The sequence below is a fragment of the Nocardia sp. bgisy118 genome, from assembly GCF_057708605.1.
Genome location: NZ_JBYISM010000036.1, coordinates 32,347 through 47,101 on the forward strand (window position 1 = coordinate 32,347; position 14,755 = coordinate 47,101).

The 14,755-nt window shown below is 65.2% G+C and carries 19 protein-coding genes; 9 read left to right on the forward strand and 10 right to left on the reverse strand.

Annotated features, from left to right (window positions below):
• Nucleotides 1–30 precede the first annotated feature (30 nt).
• Together cds1 and AC3EO7_RS32890 are read right to left on the reverse strand one after the other, a co-directional pair.
• Entirely contained in the window at nucleotides 31–1,116 is a 1,086-nt protein-coding gene (gene cds1, locus AC3EO7_RS32885) for an L-cysteine desulfhydrase Cds1 (protein ID WP_431966869.1), read from the reverse strand.
• The gene (locus tag AC3EO7_RS32890) at nucleotides 1,113–1,460 is read right to left on the reverse strand and encodes a DUF4229 domain-containing protein (protein ID WP_431966871.1); all 348 of its coding nucleotides are present in this window, start codon (nucleotides 1,458–1,460) and stop codon (nucleotides 1,113–1,115) included. The genes cds1 and AC3EO7_RS32890 overlap by 4 nt, the downstream gene beginning before the upstream one ends.
• Nucleotides 1,461–1,643: 183 nt before the next feature.
• Between AC3EO7_RS32890 and AC3EO7_RS32895 the strand changes: the two genes are divergently transcribed.
• Entirely contained in the window at nucleotides 1,644–1,856 is a 213-nt protein-coding gene (locus tag AC3EO7_RS32895; protein ID WP_067792165.1) for a BldC family transcriptional regulator, read from the forward strand.
• A gap of 118 nt (nucleotides 1,857–1,974) precedes the next feature.
• Nucleotides 1,975–2,175, forward strand: a complete 201-nt coding sequence (locus AC3EO7_RS32900; RefSeq protein ID WP_431966874.1) for a hypothetical protein — start codon at nucleotides 1,975–1,977, stop codon at nucleotides 2,173–2,175.
• Nucleotides 2,176–2,250: 75 nt separating this feature from the next.
• Here the strand turns inward: AC3EO7_RS32900 and AC3EO7_RS32905 are convergent, their stop codons facing one another.
• From AC3EO7_RS32905 to AC3EO7_RS32940, 8 genes are all read right to left on the reverse strand, one after another.
• Complete coding sequence (locus AC3EO7_RS32905; protein WP_431966876.1) at nucleotides 2,251–2,964, reverse strand: hypothetical protein; 714 nt, start codon at nucleotides 2,962–2,964, stop codon at nucleotides 2,251–2,253.
• Nucleotides 2,965–3,428: 464 nt separating this feature from the next.
• A complete protein-coding gene (locus AC3EO7_RS32910) occupies nucleotides 3,429–3,683 on the reverse strand; it encodes a hypothetical protein (protein WP_435593334.1) in 255 nt (84 codons plus the stop codon).
• A gap of 87 nt (nucleotides 3,684–3,770) precedes the next feature.
• Nucleotides 3,771–4,379 carry a phosphoribosylglycinamide formyltransferase gene (gene purN, locus AC3EO7_RS32915; RefSeq protein ID WP_431966880.1) on the reverse strand — a complete coding sequence of 203 codons (609 nt, stop codon included), beginning with the start codon at nucleotides 4,377–4,379 and terminating at the stop codon, nucleotides 3,771–3,773.
• A 192-nt stretch (nucleotides 4,380–4,571) separates the two neighbouring features.
• Nucleotides 4,572–5,468 (reverse strand): MspA family porin, encoded by an 897-nt coding sequence (locus AC3EO7_RS32920; protein ID WP_431966882.1) that lies wholly within the window; start codon nucleotides 5,466–5,468, stop codon nucleotides 4,572–4,574.
• 771 nt (nucleotides 5,469–6,239) lie between these two features.
• Complete coding sequence (locus AC3EO7_RS32925) at nucleotides 6,240–6,620, reverse strand: hypothetical protein (protein ID WP_435593335.1); 381 nt, start codon at nucleotides 6,618–6,620, stop codon at nucleotides 6,240–6,242.
• Nucleotides 6,621–6,623: 3 nt separating this feature from the next.
• The gene (locus AC3EO7_RS32930; protein WP_435593336.1) at nucleotides 6,624–6,965 is read right to left on the reverse strand and encodes a hypothetical protein; all 342 of its coding nucleotides are present in this window, start codon (nucleotides 6,963–6,965) and stop codon (nucleotides 6,624–6,626) included.
• Between the two features lie 651 nt (nucleotides 6,966–7,616).
• On the reverse strand, nucleotides 7,617–8,438 hold the full coding sequence (locus AC3EO7_RS32935; RefSeq protein ID WP_435593337.1) for a hypothetical protein: 822 nt from the start codon (nucleotides 8,436–8,438) through the stop codon (nucleotides 7,617–7,619).
• Nucleotides 8,432–9,265: a sigma-70 family RNA polymerase sigma factor gene (locus AC3EO7_RS32940; RefSeq protein ID WP_488186303.1), complete on the reverse strand. Its 834-nt coding sequence runs from the start codon at nucleotides 9,263–9,265 to the stop codon at nucleotides 8,432–8,434. Before AC3EO7_RS32940 ends, AC3EO7_RS32935 begins: the two co-directional genes overlap by 7 nt.
• Nucleotides 9,266–9,480: 215 nt before the next feature.
• Here AC3EO7_RS32940 and AC3EO7_RS32945 point away from each other — a divergent pair, with 215 nt between their 5' ends.
• The 7 genes from AC3EO7_RS32945 to AC3EO7_RS32975 all read left to right on the forward strand — a co-directional run bounded on the left by AC3EO7_RS32945 (nucleotide 9,481) and on the right by AC3EO7_RS32975 (nucleotide 14,738).
• Nucleotides 9,481–9,765, forward strand: a complete 285-nt coding sequence (locus AC3EO7_RS32945) for a hypothetical protein (protein ID WP_435593339.1) — start codon at nucleotides 9,481–9,483, stop codon at nucleotides 9,763–9,765.
• Nucleotides 9,762–10,490, forward strand: a complete 729-nt coding sequence (locus AC3EO7_RS32950; protein WP_435593340.1) for a helix-turn-helix domain-containing protein — start codon at nucleotides 9,762–9,764, stop codon at nucleotides 10,488–10,490. The genes AC3EO7_RS32945 and AC3EO7_RS32950 overlap by 4 nt, the downstream gene beginning before the upstream one ends.
• A gap of 164 nt (nucleotides 10,491–10,654) precedes the next feature.
• Complete coding sequence (locus AC3EO7_RS32955) at nucleotides 10,655–11,752, forward strand: hypothetical protein (RefSeq protein WP_435593341.1); 1,098 nt, start codon at nucleotides 10,655–10,657, stop codon at nucleotides 11,750–11,752.
• Nucleotides 11,749–12,492, forward strand: coding sequence for a hypothetical protein (locus tag AC3EO7_RS32960; protein WP_435593342.1), 744 nt, complete (start codon nucleotides 11,749–11,751; stop codon nucleotides 12,490–12,492). Before AC3EO7_RS32955 ends, AC3EO7_RS32960 begins: the two co-directional genes overlap by 4 nt.
• 1 nt (nucleotide 12,493) lies before the next feature.
• Nucleotides 12,494–13,333: a helix-turn-helix domain-containing protein gene (locus tag AC3EO7_RS32965; RefSeq protein WP_435593343.1), complete on the forward strand. Its 840-nt coding sequence runs from the start codon at nucleotides 12,494–12,496 to the stop codon at nucleotides 13,331–13,333.
• Nucleotides 13,330–13,539 carry a helix-turn-helix transcriptional regulator gene (locus AC3EO7_RS32970; protein WP_435593344.1) on the forward strand — a complete coding sequence of 70 codons (210 nt, stop codon included), beginning with the start codon at nucleotides 13,330–13,332 and terminating at the stop codon, nucleotides 13,537–13,539. The genes AC3EO7_RS32965 and AC3EO7_RS32970 overlap by 4 nt, the downstream gene beginning before the upstream one ends.
• A gap of 2 nt (nucleotides 13,540–13,541) precedes the next feature.
• Nucleotides 13,542–14,738 carry a tyrosine-type recombinase/integrase gene (locus AC3EO7_RS32975; RefSeq protein WP_435593345.1) on the forward strand — a complete coding sequence of 399 codons (1,197 nt, stop codon included), beginning with the start codon at nucleotides 13,542–13,544 and terminating at the stop codon, nucleotides 14,736–14,738.
• Nucleotides 14,739–14,755: the final 17 nt, after the last annotated feature.

Genomic DNA, 14,755 nt, shown 5'->3' on the forward strand with positions numbered 1-14,755 from the left:
ACGGGAGGAATGCCAAAGCCGGAGTTGCGCTCAGCCGTTCCAGATGCCGGTGGCGTGGAATTCGTCGAGGACGGCGGTCGGCTCGGCCAGGCTCATGCCCTGGGCGGCGACCCACTCGTCGTCGAAATAGGTTCCGGCGTATCGATCTCCGCCGTCACAGAGCAGGGTGACCACGCTGCCGCTGCGCTTTTCGGCGAGCATCTCCGCGATCAGGTGGAACACGCCCCACAGATTGGTGCCGGTCGACCCGCCGACGCGGCGGCCGAGCACGTGGCTGGCGTGTCGCATGGCGGCGATCGAGGCGACGTCGGGGACCTCGATCATCCGGTCCACCACCTGCCCCATGAACGAGGGCTCCACCCGGGGGCGGCCGATGCCTTCGATCCGCGACGGCATGCCGGTCTGATATCCGGCGTCCCCGGTCTCGTAGCCGCCGTAGAAGGCGGAGTTCTCCGGATCGACCACGGCGAGCTTGGTGGCATGCCTGCGGTAGCGGATGTAGCGGCCGATGGTGGCGCTGGTGCCGCCGGTGCCCGCGCCCGCCACGATCCATTCCGGGACCGGGTGCGTCTCGAGCACCATCTGCTCGAAGATGGATTCGGCGATGTTGTTGTTGCCGCGCCAGTCGGTGGCCCGCTCGGCGTGGGTGAACTGGTCCATGTAGTGGCCGCCGCACTCGGCCGCCAGCCGCGCCGCCTCGGTGTACATGTCCGGCGGACGCTCCACGAAATGGCAACGGCCGCCCTGCGCCTCGATCAGCGCGACCTTCTGCGGCGAGGTGCTCGCCGGCATCACCGCGACGAAATCCAGACCGAGCAGCTTGGCGAAGTACGCCTCGCTCACCGCGGTCGAACCCGAGGACGCCTCCACCACCGTGGTGCCCTCGGTAACCCAGCCGTTGCAGATGGCGTACAGGAACAGTGAGCGAGCGAGGCGGTGTTTGAGGCTGCCGGTGATGTGGGTGGACTCGTCCTTCAGGTACAGCTGGATGTTCCACTCGACCGGCAGCGGATAGCGGAGCAGATGCGTGTCGGCGGAGCGCTGGGCGTCGGCGTCGATCAACCGCACCGCGTTGTCGACCCAGTCGCGCGGGGCGCTGTGGTCGCAGTACTTCACTTGTCCGCTCCGGACCCGTCCTCACCTCGCAGGCGCGCACGCAGCTGCGCCTTGTCCTTGCGGCGCTTCTCGTCGACCACCGCGATGTCCTCGTTGACCTTGGCGCGCAGCTTCTTGAACAGCGCCAGCGACAGCGGCATCGCGATGATCAGCGCGAACAGCGCGGCCACGACCAGCGGGATGTCCACCGAGACCAGTCGCGCGGCCCCCACGATCAGTGCGGTGATCACCGCGACCAGCGCCAGCCTGGCGAGCGTGTACAGCGCCAGATTCAGGGCCAGCCTGCGGCCGGGATGCGCGGTGGGCTGGGACGATGCGCCGTCCGGACGGGTGGAGTCGCTCACGTGGACCAGGGTATGCGAAGCTGTTGCCCGCCCTCGGCCCACACCCGTTCCCGAGGCCGGACGACGATCCGTTTTGTCCATTACTTCGCCTTTACCAACTGTAGGTGGTTCGCGTACCTAGGGGTCGGAGTGCAACGATGGCGCCATCTGATGAGGGAACTGTCGAGAACGGAGAGGTTTGCTATGACTGCGATCACCGTCGGCGGCCAGGACACTCTGCTGACACCCGGCCAAGTGGCTGCCCTGTTCCACGTCGATCCGAAGACCGTCACCCGCTGGGCCCATGCCGGGCGCCTCGGCTCGCTGCGCACGCCGGGCGGGCATCGCCGTTTCCGGGAGTCCGAGGTTCTCCAGCTGCTGAAGTCGCTGACCACGGAAGCAACCCCCACCCGCTGAACGACCACGACCGGCGCGGGCATCCATGCCCGCGCCCGGTCATGTCGGACCGATTCGACTCCTGCGGTGTGCGTGGACGTCGCACGCGGCTACCCTCGATAGCAGGAGGTGAGCGAACGTGACGTACCTGTTGGCACTCATCGCCGTAGTGGCTGTCGCGGTGTTGTGCTGGAAGGCGTTCGGCCCCGTGCGTGCTGGTGATCGAATCCCCCGTTCACCCCAGCGCAAGCAGATCCTCGGGCCCGACGACGACCCGGAGTTCCTGTGGCGCATCTCGCGGCAACAGCATCCCGACGGTGATGGCACCACCGACCGCTGAATCGGGTCGGACCGCGTCCTGACGCGGGTCGTGCGCCCGGCCGGATGACTGCGCGCGGGTCGCCTGCATCGGCGGTCAGGGTTGGCTCAGCGGTGCGTTGCGGCAGACGTTCGGTCGCTGGTCGGGATTCGCCAGGTAGTGCCGCAGGAGGCTGTGGGCGATCAGCGGGTTCATGAGCAGGTGCCTGTCCGACACGGTCATGATGCCGAAATCGCCCCTGTTGATCGTCATCCGCCGCACGGTCGCGTTGACGGATTGCCAGACTTCGGCGGACGGATGCGCCTCGATGGCGATGAGGTTGTCATAGCGACTTCCGCCCTGGCGTCGGATGCGGGCGTCGATACCGGAGACCTGCTGCCACGGGATCGCGAAGACGCTGCCTGCGTTGTCGCGATACAGGATTCGCGTCGGCGTGAGCGTCAATCCCGGCACCACGCCTCGCCGTCCGCGCAGAATCAGATACGCCGACAGCAGCGCCAGCACACCGAGCGGCCCGACGAACACCAAGGCCAGCAGGCCGAGCCAGGTCCGTTCGACGACCGCGATCACCGCGTTCGCTCCGGCGACCGCGACCAGCAGCACACCGAGCGCCGCCGCCAGCACTCCGTAGATTTTGCGCGGCGCGCGGAGCGCCAGCAACAGCCCGGATTCCCGCACCCCGTCGTGTTCGATGTCCTCCACCCGCACGCCCGCCCAGCCGCGCCGCTCGTAGTCCCGCGCGCGCTTTTCTTCCCATCGCCATCGTTCGGGCCACGCGTACTCGGCCCCCGAGATGTTCTCCCCACTCATCCGGCCGATCCTGCCACAGCGGATCCGGACGACACGATTCTTTTCGGACCTCGTGACACGCGCGCGGCCCGAGAACACGTGTGTCGCGCCGCAATTCGGAGAATCGGGCGCGCGTCCTGCTCGGTCGGCGCACACTGCTCGAACACTGGCCGAACCCGGTCATGATCGACGACGGCGTCCGTGCCGGGTGTCGGCCGCTCGCCCGCGACCCTTCCACCGCTGCACTTTCTGATGCGCAACTCCGCCATGGCGGCCGACACCCAAGAGGTCTATCAGTATCTGATGCATCGCGATTCCGGCTCTGTCGAGGCGGGTATGCGCGAGGCGGGGACGGACGATTTCCACGCCCTGCTCGGCACCATGAACGGATCCGGACCCGCTTATCTCGTCATCGATCACGGCGAGGAGCTCGGAATAACAGGCATCAGCGGCATCGACATCGCGCACAACACGGACACCACCTATTACTTCCAGTCGGCTACATCGTCGGCCGGCTCATCGAGTTCCTCGTCGTCGAGCTCGAGCAGTTCGTCATCGAGCTCGAGCAGTTCATCGAGTTCGTCGAGTTCGTCCAGTTGAGTCGAGGCCCGTCGACCGCGGAGGTGGCGCGCCTGTTTCGATGACGCCATGATTCCGGTCTCGCGCTGGACGGGGCCGGCGAACTGGTCGTCTCGCGTGCGCCGGAGCTGCCCGCGCTGGGCGGCACCGGCGCGCTGCACTCGTTCGAGCGAACAACATCGTCGAACCAGTCGAAGACGACCGTGGCCGAGGACGACAGCGGTGGGTGTCGGCACACCCGGATCGAGTCAGCGGTCGGCGGCGGCGGAGTCCCGGGTCGCGATGATCTGGACGACTGCGGGAAGCAACAGGTGCTCGGCGGCCAGGACTCGCTCGGCCAGCGAATCGACCGTGTCGTCGGGCAGCACCGGCACTTCGCTCTGCGCGATGACCGCGCCCGTGTCGTACTCCTCGGTCACGAAGTGGACCGTCGGACCGGACACCGTATCGCCCGCCGCGAGAACGGCCTCGTGGACGGCCTTGCCGTACATGCCCAGTCCGCCGTGGCGCGGGAGCAGCGCGGGATGGATGTTGATGATGCGCCCGCCGAACTCCTCGCGCACCCGCGGCCCCAGCTTCTTCATATAGCCCGCGGTGACGACCAGAGCCGTATCGTGCGCGACGAGCGTCGCCCGCATCGTCTCGTCCAGTTCCTCCGGATCCGGATGCGTCCGCCCCGACATGTGCACCGCCGGAATCCCGGCCTCCCGCGCATACGCCAACGCCCCGGACCCACTGTTGTTCCCGATCACCAACGCGATCGCGAACCGCGCCTCCTCCTCCAGCGAGGCCCCGTGCAGCGCACGCAAATTCGACCCATAGCCCGACGCAAGCACCGCGACCCGAAGCCTCGACATACCCGCAGTCTCCCACAGCCCGAGCCGCGGCTCGACGACGGTCGAGACCCGGCCGATCAGAAATCGTGGGTTACGGCATGAGCAGCAGTTGGCCGGTCCTGGACCGAACGATGGAGAAGTGCTTGCGTTCCAGCGTGGTGACGGCGATGACGGCCGTCTGGGCGGCGATTCCGAGTCAGGTACCCAGTCGGATCAGAAGATGAACTGGCTGCCGTAGGCGGAGGTCTGCACCGTCCCCACCGCGGTACTCACCGTGGCGGTGATGAAGGGGACGGCCGAAACCGGTGAGGCACACTGGCCGACGTTCAACGCGGCGTTGTTGAAAATGAAGTGATACGGGAACACGGTCTTGTTGTCCAGGTTGGTCGTCACTGTCGTGACGGTGGTGATCTGGCCCGGCGCCAAGGTGGCTTCGAGGACCTCTGCCAGGCCCAGGGTCCCGCCGACGGTCGGTCCGAGGCTCGCGCTGGGGGCCGAGGCACTCGGGGACGTGGTGTCGACGCTCGGGGACGTGGTGTCGGCGCTCGGGGAGGTGGTGTCGGCGCTCGGGGAGGTGGTGGCGGCGCCCGCCGAGGTAGTAGCGGCGCCCGCCGAGGTAGTAGCGGCGCCCGCCGAGGTAGTAGCGAGACTCCGGGAGGTGGTGCTGGCACGCTGCGGTGTGGGCAGCGGCGTCAGCGTCGCACTCGGCGGTGTGGACACCGGAGTCACCTGTGTATTCGGTACTCGGGCGGCAACGTTCGACTGGCTGAATTCGGGGGAAATACTCGCCAACAGCCCTTGTTCTGGATCGATTCCGACGGTGAAGCCGTTGTCCAGACTGAGCGCGCAGCCGACGAGGAACCCCGCGACGGCCTCGCCGGACGTTATTCCATCACCCTCCACGTTCAGCGAGTAGTCGCCGGATAGCTGCGCGGCATGCGCGAACGTCATGAGGAAGTTCGGCATCCGGTCGCCCGGTGGGTCCACTTTGATGTTCTCCACCGATGTCGTCACATGAATCCCGGCACCGGATACGTCCGCGCCGGGCGGTTGGGCTCGGCTCGGCTCGGCGCCGGGCCACAGACCCACAGCCAGGACGGCCGCGACCACACCGGTCACGATAACGACGAATCGAGGTCGCATATCTGATTCCGTTCCGAATCGGATGTACATCAGCGGCGGCAGAATCGCATGAACAGACCGATATAGCTAATATTTGGCAAGCATAATGAGATACCGGCCCGGCTCGTTCAGGCTGCGGGGCGTGTTGCGCACCTTCCAGGGCTCAGCCATAGATTTGCCAAGCGCGGATGATGCTCAGGTTGCCTGAGGCGGCGTCGCCGCGGGGCACTATTGCGCTTCCCTGTTCATCAGCCACGGCGCCGACATCAAGACCGTGCAAGCGCGGGTCCGGCACGTCAGCGCGATCACCACGTCGCGGTACTACGCGCACCTTGGCCGGACACCGACGAGTCCACGCGGAACGCCGTGGGCGGCGTCCTCCGGGAACATCGCGAATCCAGTGCGTACCGAGCCGGATTCAACCGCACCGGGAGATTCGAAGACAAGCGCTAACGCGCAGGTCGAAGCCAGTTAGTTCAGCCCCGCGTAGCTGTGCAACCCCGAGATCACGATGTTGATGATGAAGAGCGTTCTCGTCGTTTGCGAGCGATGGCACGCAGCGAATCGCGCGATCTACCTGCATGTTCAGCTGATGTGGGCGTTGGTGACATTGGACACCCATAGCTCTGCTGCGTACCCACTGCGTACCGGCGGGCATCGCACGGCCTTCTGCAACCCGCCTCCGATTGACCTCAGTGGGCCCTGTCGCGCGAGTACTCCACCGCCGGTGGCGCAGCTCCGTGCCTCTGGGTCAGGAATTCATCGGCGCAAGTCGATTATTCTAATGACTCGCTCGAGACAGCCAAACTTTTTTGGAAATTCTACCGGTGGCGATATCTCGACCAAATTGTTATGCTCCAAATCAACTCGATAGAGAGCGCCACTCGCGTCGAAGTCCGGTACGTGAAGGACCGCCATGCCATCCGTTCGAGCGTGTAGATTACGTGCATACTCAAGGGCGTTATTCTTTTGAACTTCTGCCGATGTCCGATCGGCTCCGGCGAAAGTTAGACTCTGATGAAGAAGAAGGATCCTTCCGTTGTCTGGATCGTATACAGCAACGGCATCGACGGATACTACTTCGGGCACATCACCTACCGATTGGATCGGAGACTTTTCACGCTTCTTGCCTGCAGCCATGAATCAACTCCAAAATCCCATAGTCCACAGAATTTGTCCCCCAGAAAATGACACTTGAATCGCGAATGTCACGTGAGTCATGGTGACGTCGAAGACGATGGATGCCCATTCACCTCGGTCAGGTGCCCGAAATGAGATTACCTCATCCGAATTATCCGGCAAGCGACGTCGATAATTGAGTATTTGAGCCCTGATGCTGCCATATTCTTCAGATTGCCAGCTACCTTGCAGATAGACCTTCGCGAATGTTGGCGTTGGCGGCATCTCCAGGTCTACGGTCCTGATAAATCGGTCATTTGTGTCGGACGCCCACAATGATCCGGCCATTTCACCAATCAGCGGCATGGCACCTCCCGGCGTTCGTAATTGTTCCCGCAACCAGAGATTTTGTGACTGCGAGATGGTCCACGTGGCAGTCATTGGTAACCAGACCAGATCAGGTCAGTTCATTCTCCCGCACCGATGGACAAGGCGGAACCCCCTCTCAGTCGTACTGTCGAGTTCTATCGACCCTTCGTTGTGGTCCCCTCTAGCGGTAGCCCAGCCCCGCCGCCGTGCTCACGCGAGCCGACCGCAGCCGCCCATCACTCAACACCAACACCACCGCCACCGCCACCGCCACCGAAGTGCATCAAGAACGCAACGGGCGCCCCTCAACGCAACCAGCCCGCCAACCCGGCCTCTTCTTATGGTTCCCACTCCCAACAGCTATTTTTCAGAAACCCAGCCATCCACCAACTGACTCACCCCCGCCCCGTTCCTGATTCTCTGTGAACAGCGAAGCCACAGAGAATCAGGAACGGGGCGGGGGTGAGTCCTGCGCCGAAGGCGCAGATCAGGTGAGGTTTTCGTTCGGACGAAGATCGGACATCCTTGTTCGGGCACAGTTCGGGCACTGTTCGGGCATTCCAAGCCGATTCGCTGGTTCAGTGGAGCCCACAGCAGTCGAAACTAGCGCGCTCGGATCGAGCGTGTATCAACCGAGCGACACGTCGGTCAACGAAATCTGATGACTGCGACCGTCTTGTCGTCGTGGCGTTTTGACCGCGGTCGTGCGACTCCAGTCGGATCCGTCTCCGCTTCCCACTGGTGCAGCTGGGCAAGGACAGCATCGAGACCATCCGCATCGGTCGCAGACAGAGATTCCCAAGATTCGTTCGCGGCATACAGCACGTCGGAAACGCCATCCGTCGCGACAACAACCCAGACGACTTGGGCGAGATCTACCGATACCGCGAGCGCTTCATCTGCCGCATCGGGGTTCTCCGACGCTATCCAGAATCCGCCTGGCACGTTGCGGTGCTTGTGCTCATCGCGCTGAAGCTCCGCGAGGATCTCGCGGTGCTTCTCGTCGAATCCGTAGCCCTGCCGCATTCGATCTCGGTAGACCTCGGCCGCGGGCAACCGAAGATCCGAAAGACGCTCGTCGGTGTACATCTGTTGTCGGCCGTCGTCAGAGCCGACTATGACCACGCTGTCACCTAGTACCAGAAGCTCAAGTACGTCCGAGTCGCCAGACGCGCTGGCCGGTGTACGGACCAACGCCACCGTGCTCGATGGCGGAACATCAAGAGATTGAAGCGCCAGCTGATCTGCGACCTCAGCTATCGCGCAACGGAGAATGCTGGTCAACGGTTCGGCACCATCGATCCGACTAACCAGTGCCCGGCCCAACGCCTCGGCGTAGTCGCCGCCGGTAATGACCTGTTCACCGGTGTGCGAGCTAGCTCCGTCCAAGACAATGACACTCGAACGTGTGCAGAACAACCGGTCGTCGCTCAAACCGCTGGCTGCGAGCTGCGCGGCAAACCTCACCACCGATGAGGTCCTGCCACCAGCTGCGCACCGGTGATGTTGTGGTCATCGTCGAAGTCGCAGAGTACGGCGCCGCTGACCGATTGATCGGGAGCGTCGCGAAACAGCGATGCAAGGTGATCGCGTACCCACGTCGCGACTCCTCGCGAGCCGATGCTGGTGATGCCCGCGATGTGCACGACAACGCGTCCGTCCAAGAGATGCCGGGCGAAGTATCCGACATCCTGGTTCGTGGACGGGTCACGCCGGTACGGAGAGTCGAATCGCATGCCTACCGCCGCGTCCACAATCCACCACCTCCCGCCTTCGTTCGTGAACTGGAGCGTTGGATCACTCGCCAGCAGCTCGCGCGCGACGGGCGCCGACTTCGGCCCACACACGAGAACGACATCGCCAGCCGGAAGGACGGCACGATCGGGGTCGACCTCGAATCGCGTGCTGACGAAGGCCAGTTCCATGAGCAGGCTTTCCAGGTCGCCGCGGGTCGACATGTCGTCGGCGTCGAAGTACGGCCGCTCTCGTCCGTCCTCGATGCCGAACCGCCTTGGAATGCCTACAGATACCGGCCCAACACCGAAGAAGGCCCGCTCAGGGTCCGGCGCGGTTGAACGGATTTGCGCAATCCGCCCCTTCGTCAAACCCAGCCGACCTGCGATATCGCTGTAGTTCAGACCCAGCGAGTCACGCGCCTCCTCAATGGCCGCGCGACGCAGTCGGGCCAGTTCCGTCGCACGTTGCTGATACACCGTGATGAGCTCGGTCGCACGCTGACCGCGCCGCACCGGGTCGGGATCGCGGCGCACCGCTTCGAACTCATCGGTATCGGACACCTTGACAAGTTTAGAGGGTGTTGACTCTCGCCCTCCACGAACCTAGCCTTGGTTTATACCCATAAACCAGCGACGGCAGCGTTGGTGCAGCTGGTTTATAGGTATAAACGCACTGACTGAAGCTCCCCAGCGGGTGCAACCGCTGGGGAGCCGATCACCGAAGCAGCGTCCGGCTGCTTCAGCCTTTTGCACTTCTCGGATTGGAGCCCAGAAGCATGTCCAGTGTAAATCCGTGGGCCGGTACCGGCCTTGGTGGCGACGCGTACCCCGTCCTCAACGAGCACTGCCGCCAGATCTACGAAAACGGCCGTCCGCAGTACGTTCACCGTGGTGAGCCCGGCTTCGCCGAGCGTCATGCCGCGAACGGGTGGATGAAGGACAAGACCGACGACCGCGACCTGAGCCAGGTCATCTCCGAAGCCCGCGCGAACCTCCGCCAGCAGCGCGGGCAGGCCGCTGCCGACCAGCCGCGCCAGCGCGGTGTGGAGCGATCCCGATGAGCGCCCGCAACAGCGAGCCAACGCGGAATGAGCGATTGCGGGAGGCGATGCGCGAGGCGGGGCTGACGCCGCAGTCGTTGGCCGAAAGGCTGGAAGTCGACCAGAAGACCGTCGAACGGTGGATCAGTCGCGGTCGAATCCCGTACCCGAAGCATCAGCATTCGGTATCGGTCGCAGTGGGGGTTTCGGCGGATGACCTCTGGCCCGATCGGCCGGACAAGCCGGTGAACGAGCGGTTGCAGCTGGCCGTGTTCGAAGCGGGAATGACTCCGGAACAACTCGCCCGGAAGCTCCACGTCACTCCGACCCAGGTTCATCGGTGGATTCAACGGGGAACGGTTCCTTACCCGCGTCATCAGTCCGCGGTCGCGGAGGCGGTGCAGGTACCCGAGGATCAGCTGTGGCCGGACCGTTTGGCCTACCACCGTCGCGCCGAATCGGAGTTTCGGCTTCACAATTCACCTCTGGAACGACCGAGCGTGCGGCAACCCGTATCGGGGATGGAACGAGGGCACGTCGAGAGTGCGACGGCTGGAGCGCCCGGCGCGGCCGGTGACCAGATGCGGGCGTTGATGAGCTGGGTCGATTCCACCGCTGTGATCAAGGAACGCGACATCCACCCGCACCTGTACAGCGTTCCTCCCGTCGAGCACCAGGCCGAACGGCCCGCTCGGCCCGTACGCGCGAGCTACGGCCGCAGCTACGGAGTGGAGCGCAGCCGCTGACTCCCAGTCGCGGTGTCCGCATCAGGACGGCCGGAGACTTCTCCGGCCGTACACCCTCTGGGACGTCCGCGGCCGTCCTGCTATGCGGCGATGACTTACCACTACGTCCAAGTCCCATTGGTGGACAACGCAATTCGACCATTCAATCAAGGAGGGATACACCTATGCCCACCACACACCACAGCGGAACCGCCACCGGCGCCCGCGCCACGTCCGGCCCGAACCAGGCCAGGGACCACAAAAGGAAAGTCCGCGCCGCTGGGCTGGCCAAGCTGATCCGCGGCATGCGCGCCGACGGCTGCACCTACCAGCAGATCCGCGACCAACTGAGCGTTTCGGCACGCGTGGTCGAGGACGCACTCGGCGAAGTCAAAGTCCTGCACGAGAAGGGCCGCACACACGCCGACATCGGCGAGTTCGTCGGCCTGCCTCGCACCACCGTCCAGCGGCTGATTCGTGCTGGACGCGAGTCACGCCCAACGGCCCGCACGAACGCGGCAGCCGAGCTGATCTGCGACATGTACGGCATCCAGCTCGACGTTCTCGCGGAATTCCTCGGCATGGACCTGAGCCACGTCCGCACCCTGGCCCGGCAGCTGCGCAAAGACGGTTTGATGATGCCCCAGCTGATCGCGGTACAGCCTGGTGAGAAGTGGCTCATACCAACCAGAGACACCGCGAGCAGTTATCTCGGCTGGGAAGTCCGCTCGACCTGGCGGCCGCCACGTAAGGACGCCGAGCACTACCGGGCCGTTGCGGTGGCCCGCGCGATGCTCGTCGGGATGGACCTCGATGCGTGGGTGTCCGAACGTCGTTTGCGTCGGGAGGCCGAACTCGCAGCGCGTGGAACTCGTTCTCACACTTCACGTCTGGTCGGCCACATCCACGACGGCCGGTTCCTGGGCGTGGTGGACGGCACCTATGGCTGGTGGGCGTTGGAAGTCGAGCTGACCGCCAAATCGGCCAAGAACATGGACAGGGCACTTCGCGGTGCAATCACCGCGGCCCGCGACGCGCAGCCCGAACCGCTGCGCGGCGTGCTGTATCTGTGCCGCGGCGGCGATGTCCTCCGCGTCGTCGACGACGCACAGAACCGGCTGCCGAAGACGCTGGGCGCCGGGCTGCTGGCCATCGGCGACCTGGACGCGGAATGGCGCGAGTTCCGCACCACCCGCCGCACCATCCGCGCGGCCAACCGCTCCCCCAACCCAAACCACCGCCGCCGACGCGGCACCACGAGTCCAAAGGACGAATCGAGATGACCGCCAACCCTGTCCAGAAAACTGGACGCACCGCCGCCCTGCGCGGCCGCCAGTTCCAGGCCCTCTCCGGGCTCGTCCAGCAACGCGCAATGCAGTTCGACATTCTGGGCGAGTTCCTGAACCTCGGCCGCTCCCGGACCTACGAAATCGTTGCCGATCTGCGCGAGGCATGCCTCGTCGGTGAGTCCTTCTCCCTCGGCAGCGGTGCGAACTGGGTTGTGCCGACTCGCCGCGGCGTCACCCGCTACTTCGGCCGCTCGCTGCCGGACTGGACGCCTTCCCCGTTGTGGTCCATCCGCGGCCGCGCCGCCGCCAAAGCTCGCGTGATGCTCGGCGCGGTCGCCGTCGAGGACTGGAGCAGCGAACGCGAACTCCTCCTCGAACACAACTGGCGCGGCGCCTACCCCTACGACGGCCGGATGGTGCGCACCGCCAACCGGTTTGCCCTGCACGCCGCAGCCGACTGGCTCGTGCCGGTGTGGGCGGTGAAGGTCGATATCACTCGCAGCCCGAACCCGGAGCAGCTCATGACCGCACTGGAACGCGCTGCGGCACAGGCCGAATCGGACGGCTGCAACACGCTGCTCTGGATGTGCGCGGGTGCGCACCACCCCGACACCGTGCACACCGCCGCGAACCGCGTCCGCGCCAATCTCTCGTTCGTCGCCGTCACGCCTGCCGAACTTACGGGCCATTCCGCACGGCTGCGCATCGTCAACCGCACCGCGAAAGGAGCGTGACGTGACCACCATCGACCACACCGCCGCCGACGACCACCCGCATGCGCACGGTGATGCGCGACCGGTGCGCGCCTGGCCCGTGGGCCTGCTGGCCGCTCCGGCGTTCGTCGCGATCTGGTCCGGCTGGGTCGGTCTCGGCGAGCTGACCGGGTTCGGTCCGGTTCACCCGCTGCCCGGCATCGCCGACGACTTCAGCGTCAACACCGCGATCACGCTGCCGATCGGCATGGAGACCTACGCCTCGTACGCCCTGTACGTGTGGCTCTCGGGCCGTATACGGGCCGAGCGGACCCGCCGGTACGCCAAGTGGTCTGCATGCGGAAGTCTCGCGCTGGGCGCGGGCGGACAGGTGGCGTACCACCTCATGGAGGCCAGCGGGTTCACCGCCGCACCGTGGCCAGTGACCGTACTGGTGGCCTGCCTCCCCGTTGTGGTCCTTGGAATGGGTGCCGCACTGGCGCACATGATCACGAGCGAACGCCACACCGATCAGGCCGTGCGCACCCTCGATGCACATGACCCGGAACCGGCCGAAGTAGCCGAACCGGTGCACGCGGTCTCGGTCCGTGAAGACCAGCCCGACCCCGAGCCGGACCCCACCGAGATCGACGAAGTGGCCGCCCTGCCGGACCGATGGGAGGTGTTGGCGCATCGGGTGTGCTCCACCGACCCGAACGGCCGCCGTGATCCGCACCGAGTCGCCGCGATCCTGCGCCTGCACCACGAACAGCAGTGGACCCGCGCCCAAATCGCCGACCACATCGGCGTCAGCCCCTCCACCGTCACCCGAACCCTCACTGCCGCCGCCCCCCACCTGAGCGAGATGGAGACCACCAAATGAGCACCCCGACCACCGACCGCTACCTCCAGGCCAAGGACTGCGAAGCCCTCACCGGCATCCCTGAAGGCACCTGGCGCTACTGGGCGCACATCGGCGCCGGGCCCGCCAGCTTCAAACTCGGTCGCCGCCGTGTCTGGCGCCAGAGCGTCATCCTGGCCTGGATCGTCGAACAGGAGAAGGCCACCCGCACCGGAGGCGCGGCGTAACCATGACCGCGCGACGGAACCGCCGGGCCGGAGTCGAAGATCTCTGGACCAAGGAACAGAGAGATGACGACGGCACGGTCCGGCGCGTTCCGTCCAAGCTCTACGGCAAGGGCAAACGCTGGCGCGCCCGATACGTCGACGACGCGGGCAACGAACACACCAAGCGATTCGCCCGCAAGACCGACGCGCAAGCCTGGCTCGACGGCCAGATTGCCGCTCTCGTCCAAGGCATCCACGTCTCACCACGGGATGCCCAACGCACCGTCGCAGAGTGGTGCGACGAATGGGTCAAGGGCTACGGCAAGCGCGAAAACACAGTGGCGCTGGCCAAGTGGCATATTCGCAAGATCAAGGCCGAGTTCGGAGACCTGCCGTTAGCCGCCGTCCGGCCGTCCGCAGTGAAGAAGTGGATGGTGGCGCTCAAAAGGCAGGGGCACGCCGACAGCTACATCTACTCCCTGCACAGTCGCTTGTCCCAGATCCTCGGCGACGCCGTGCACGACGGCTTGCTCGCCCGCAACCCGTGCTCACGTCGGACCTCGCCGCAGGCAGGGCGGCAAAAGGTGTACGTGGCAACCACCGACCAGGTTTGGGCGCTCTACCGCGCGATGCCAGAGAACGTGCGCGTCTCGATCCTGCTCGGCGCGTTCGTTGGTCTGCGCATCTCCGAAGCCGCGGGCCTATGGGTCGAAGACATCGACTTCGCCGAAGGTGTCGTGTACCCGCAACGCCAATGGCCTGAGCGGCCGTTGAAGACTGACGCAAGCGATACGCCGGTACCCATTCCCCCGGAGCTCGTCGAGATGCTCCGAGACTCCGTGAAGGCGCGCGCCGGCCGGAACGTCGTTTGCGATGAACTCGGCAAGGCGGCATCGCCGTGGGTGATCGGCTGGAACCTCCGGCAGATCAAGGAGCAGGTCCCGGGGCTTCCCTCCGAATTCAGCTTCCAGGACCTCCGGCACTATTACGCGTCGCTGCTGATCCGCCACGGCGCCGACATCAAGACCGTGCAAGCGCGGGTCCGGCACGGCAGCGCGATCACCACGTTGCGGTACTACGCGCACCTGTGGCCGGACGCCGACGAGTCCACGCGGAACGCCGTGGGCGGCGTACTCCGGGAGCATCTCGAATCCACTGCGTACCCGCTGCGTACCGAGCCGGATTCGACCGCGCCGGGAGATTCGGAAGACAAGCGCTAACGCGCAGGTCGAAGCCG

Bases quoted from the DNA above. Each gene is read 5' to 3' on its own strand.
- AC3EO7_RS32895 (WP_067792165.1), top strand. From the start codon at position 1,644: ATGACTGCGATCACCGTCGGCGGCCAGGACACTCTGCTGACACCCGGC.
- AC3EO7_RS32905 (WP_431966876.1), bottom strand. From the start codon at position 2,964: ATGAGTGGGGAGAACATCTCGGGGGCCGAGTACGCGTGGCCCGAACGA.
- purN (WP_431966880.1), bottom strand. From the start codon at position 4,379: ATGTCGAGGCTTCGGGTCGCGGTGCTTGCGTCGGGCTATGGGTCGAAT.
- AC3EO7_RS32925 (WP_435593335.1), bottom strand. From the start codon at position 6,620: ATGGCTGCAGGCAAGAAGCGTGAAAAGTCTCCGATCCAATCGGTAGGT.
- AC3EO7_RS32930 (WP_435593336.1), bottom strand. From the start codon at position 6,965: ATGCCGCTGATTGGTGAAATGGCCGGATCATTGTGGGCGTCCGACACA.
- AC3EO7_RS32945 (WP_435593339.1), top strand. From the start codon at position 9,481: ATGTCCAGTGTAAATCCGTGGGCCGGTACCGGCCTTGGTGGCGACGCG.
- AC3EO7_RS32950 (WP_435593340.1), top strand. From the start codon at position 9,762: ATGAGCGCCCGCAACAGCGAGCCAACGCGGAATGAGCGATTGCGGGAG.
- AC3EO7_RS32955 (WP_435593341.1), top strand. From the start codon at position 10,655: ATGCCCACCACACACCACAGCGGAACCGCCACCGGCGCCCGCGCCACG.
- AC3EO7_RS32960 (WP_435593342.1), top strand. From the start codon at position 11,749: ATGACCGCCAACCCTGTCCAGAAAACTGGACGCACCGCCGCCCTGCGC.
- AC3EO7_RS32970 (WP_435593344.1), top strand. From the start codon at position 13,330: ATGAGCACCCCGACCACCGACCGCTACCTCCAGGCCAAGGACTGCGAA.
- AC3EO7_RS32975 (WP_435593345.1), top strand. From the start codon at position 13,542: ATGACCGCGCGACGGAACCGCCGGGCCGGAGTCGAAGATCTCTGGACC.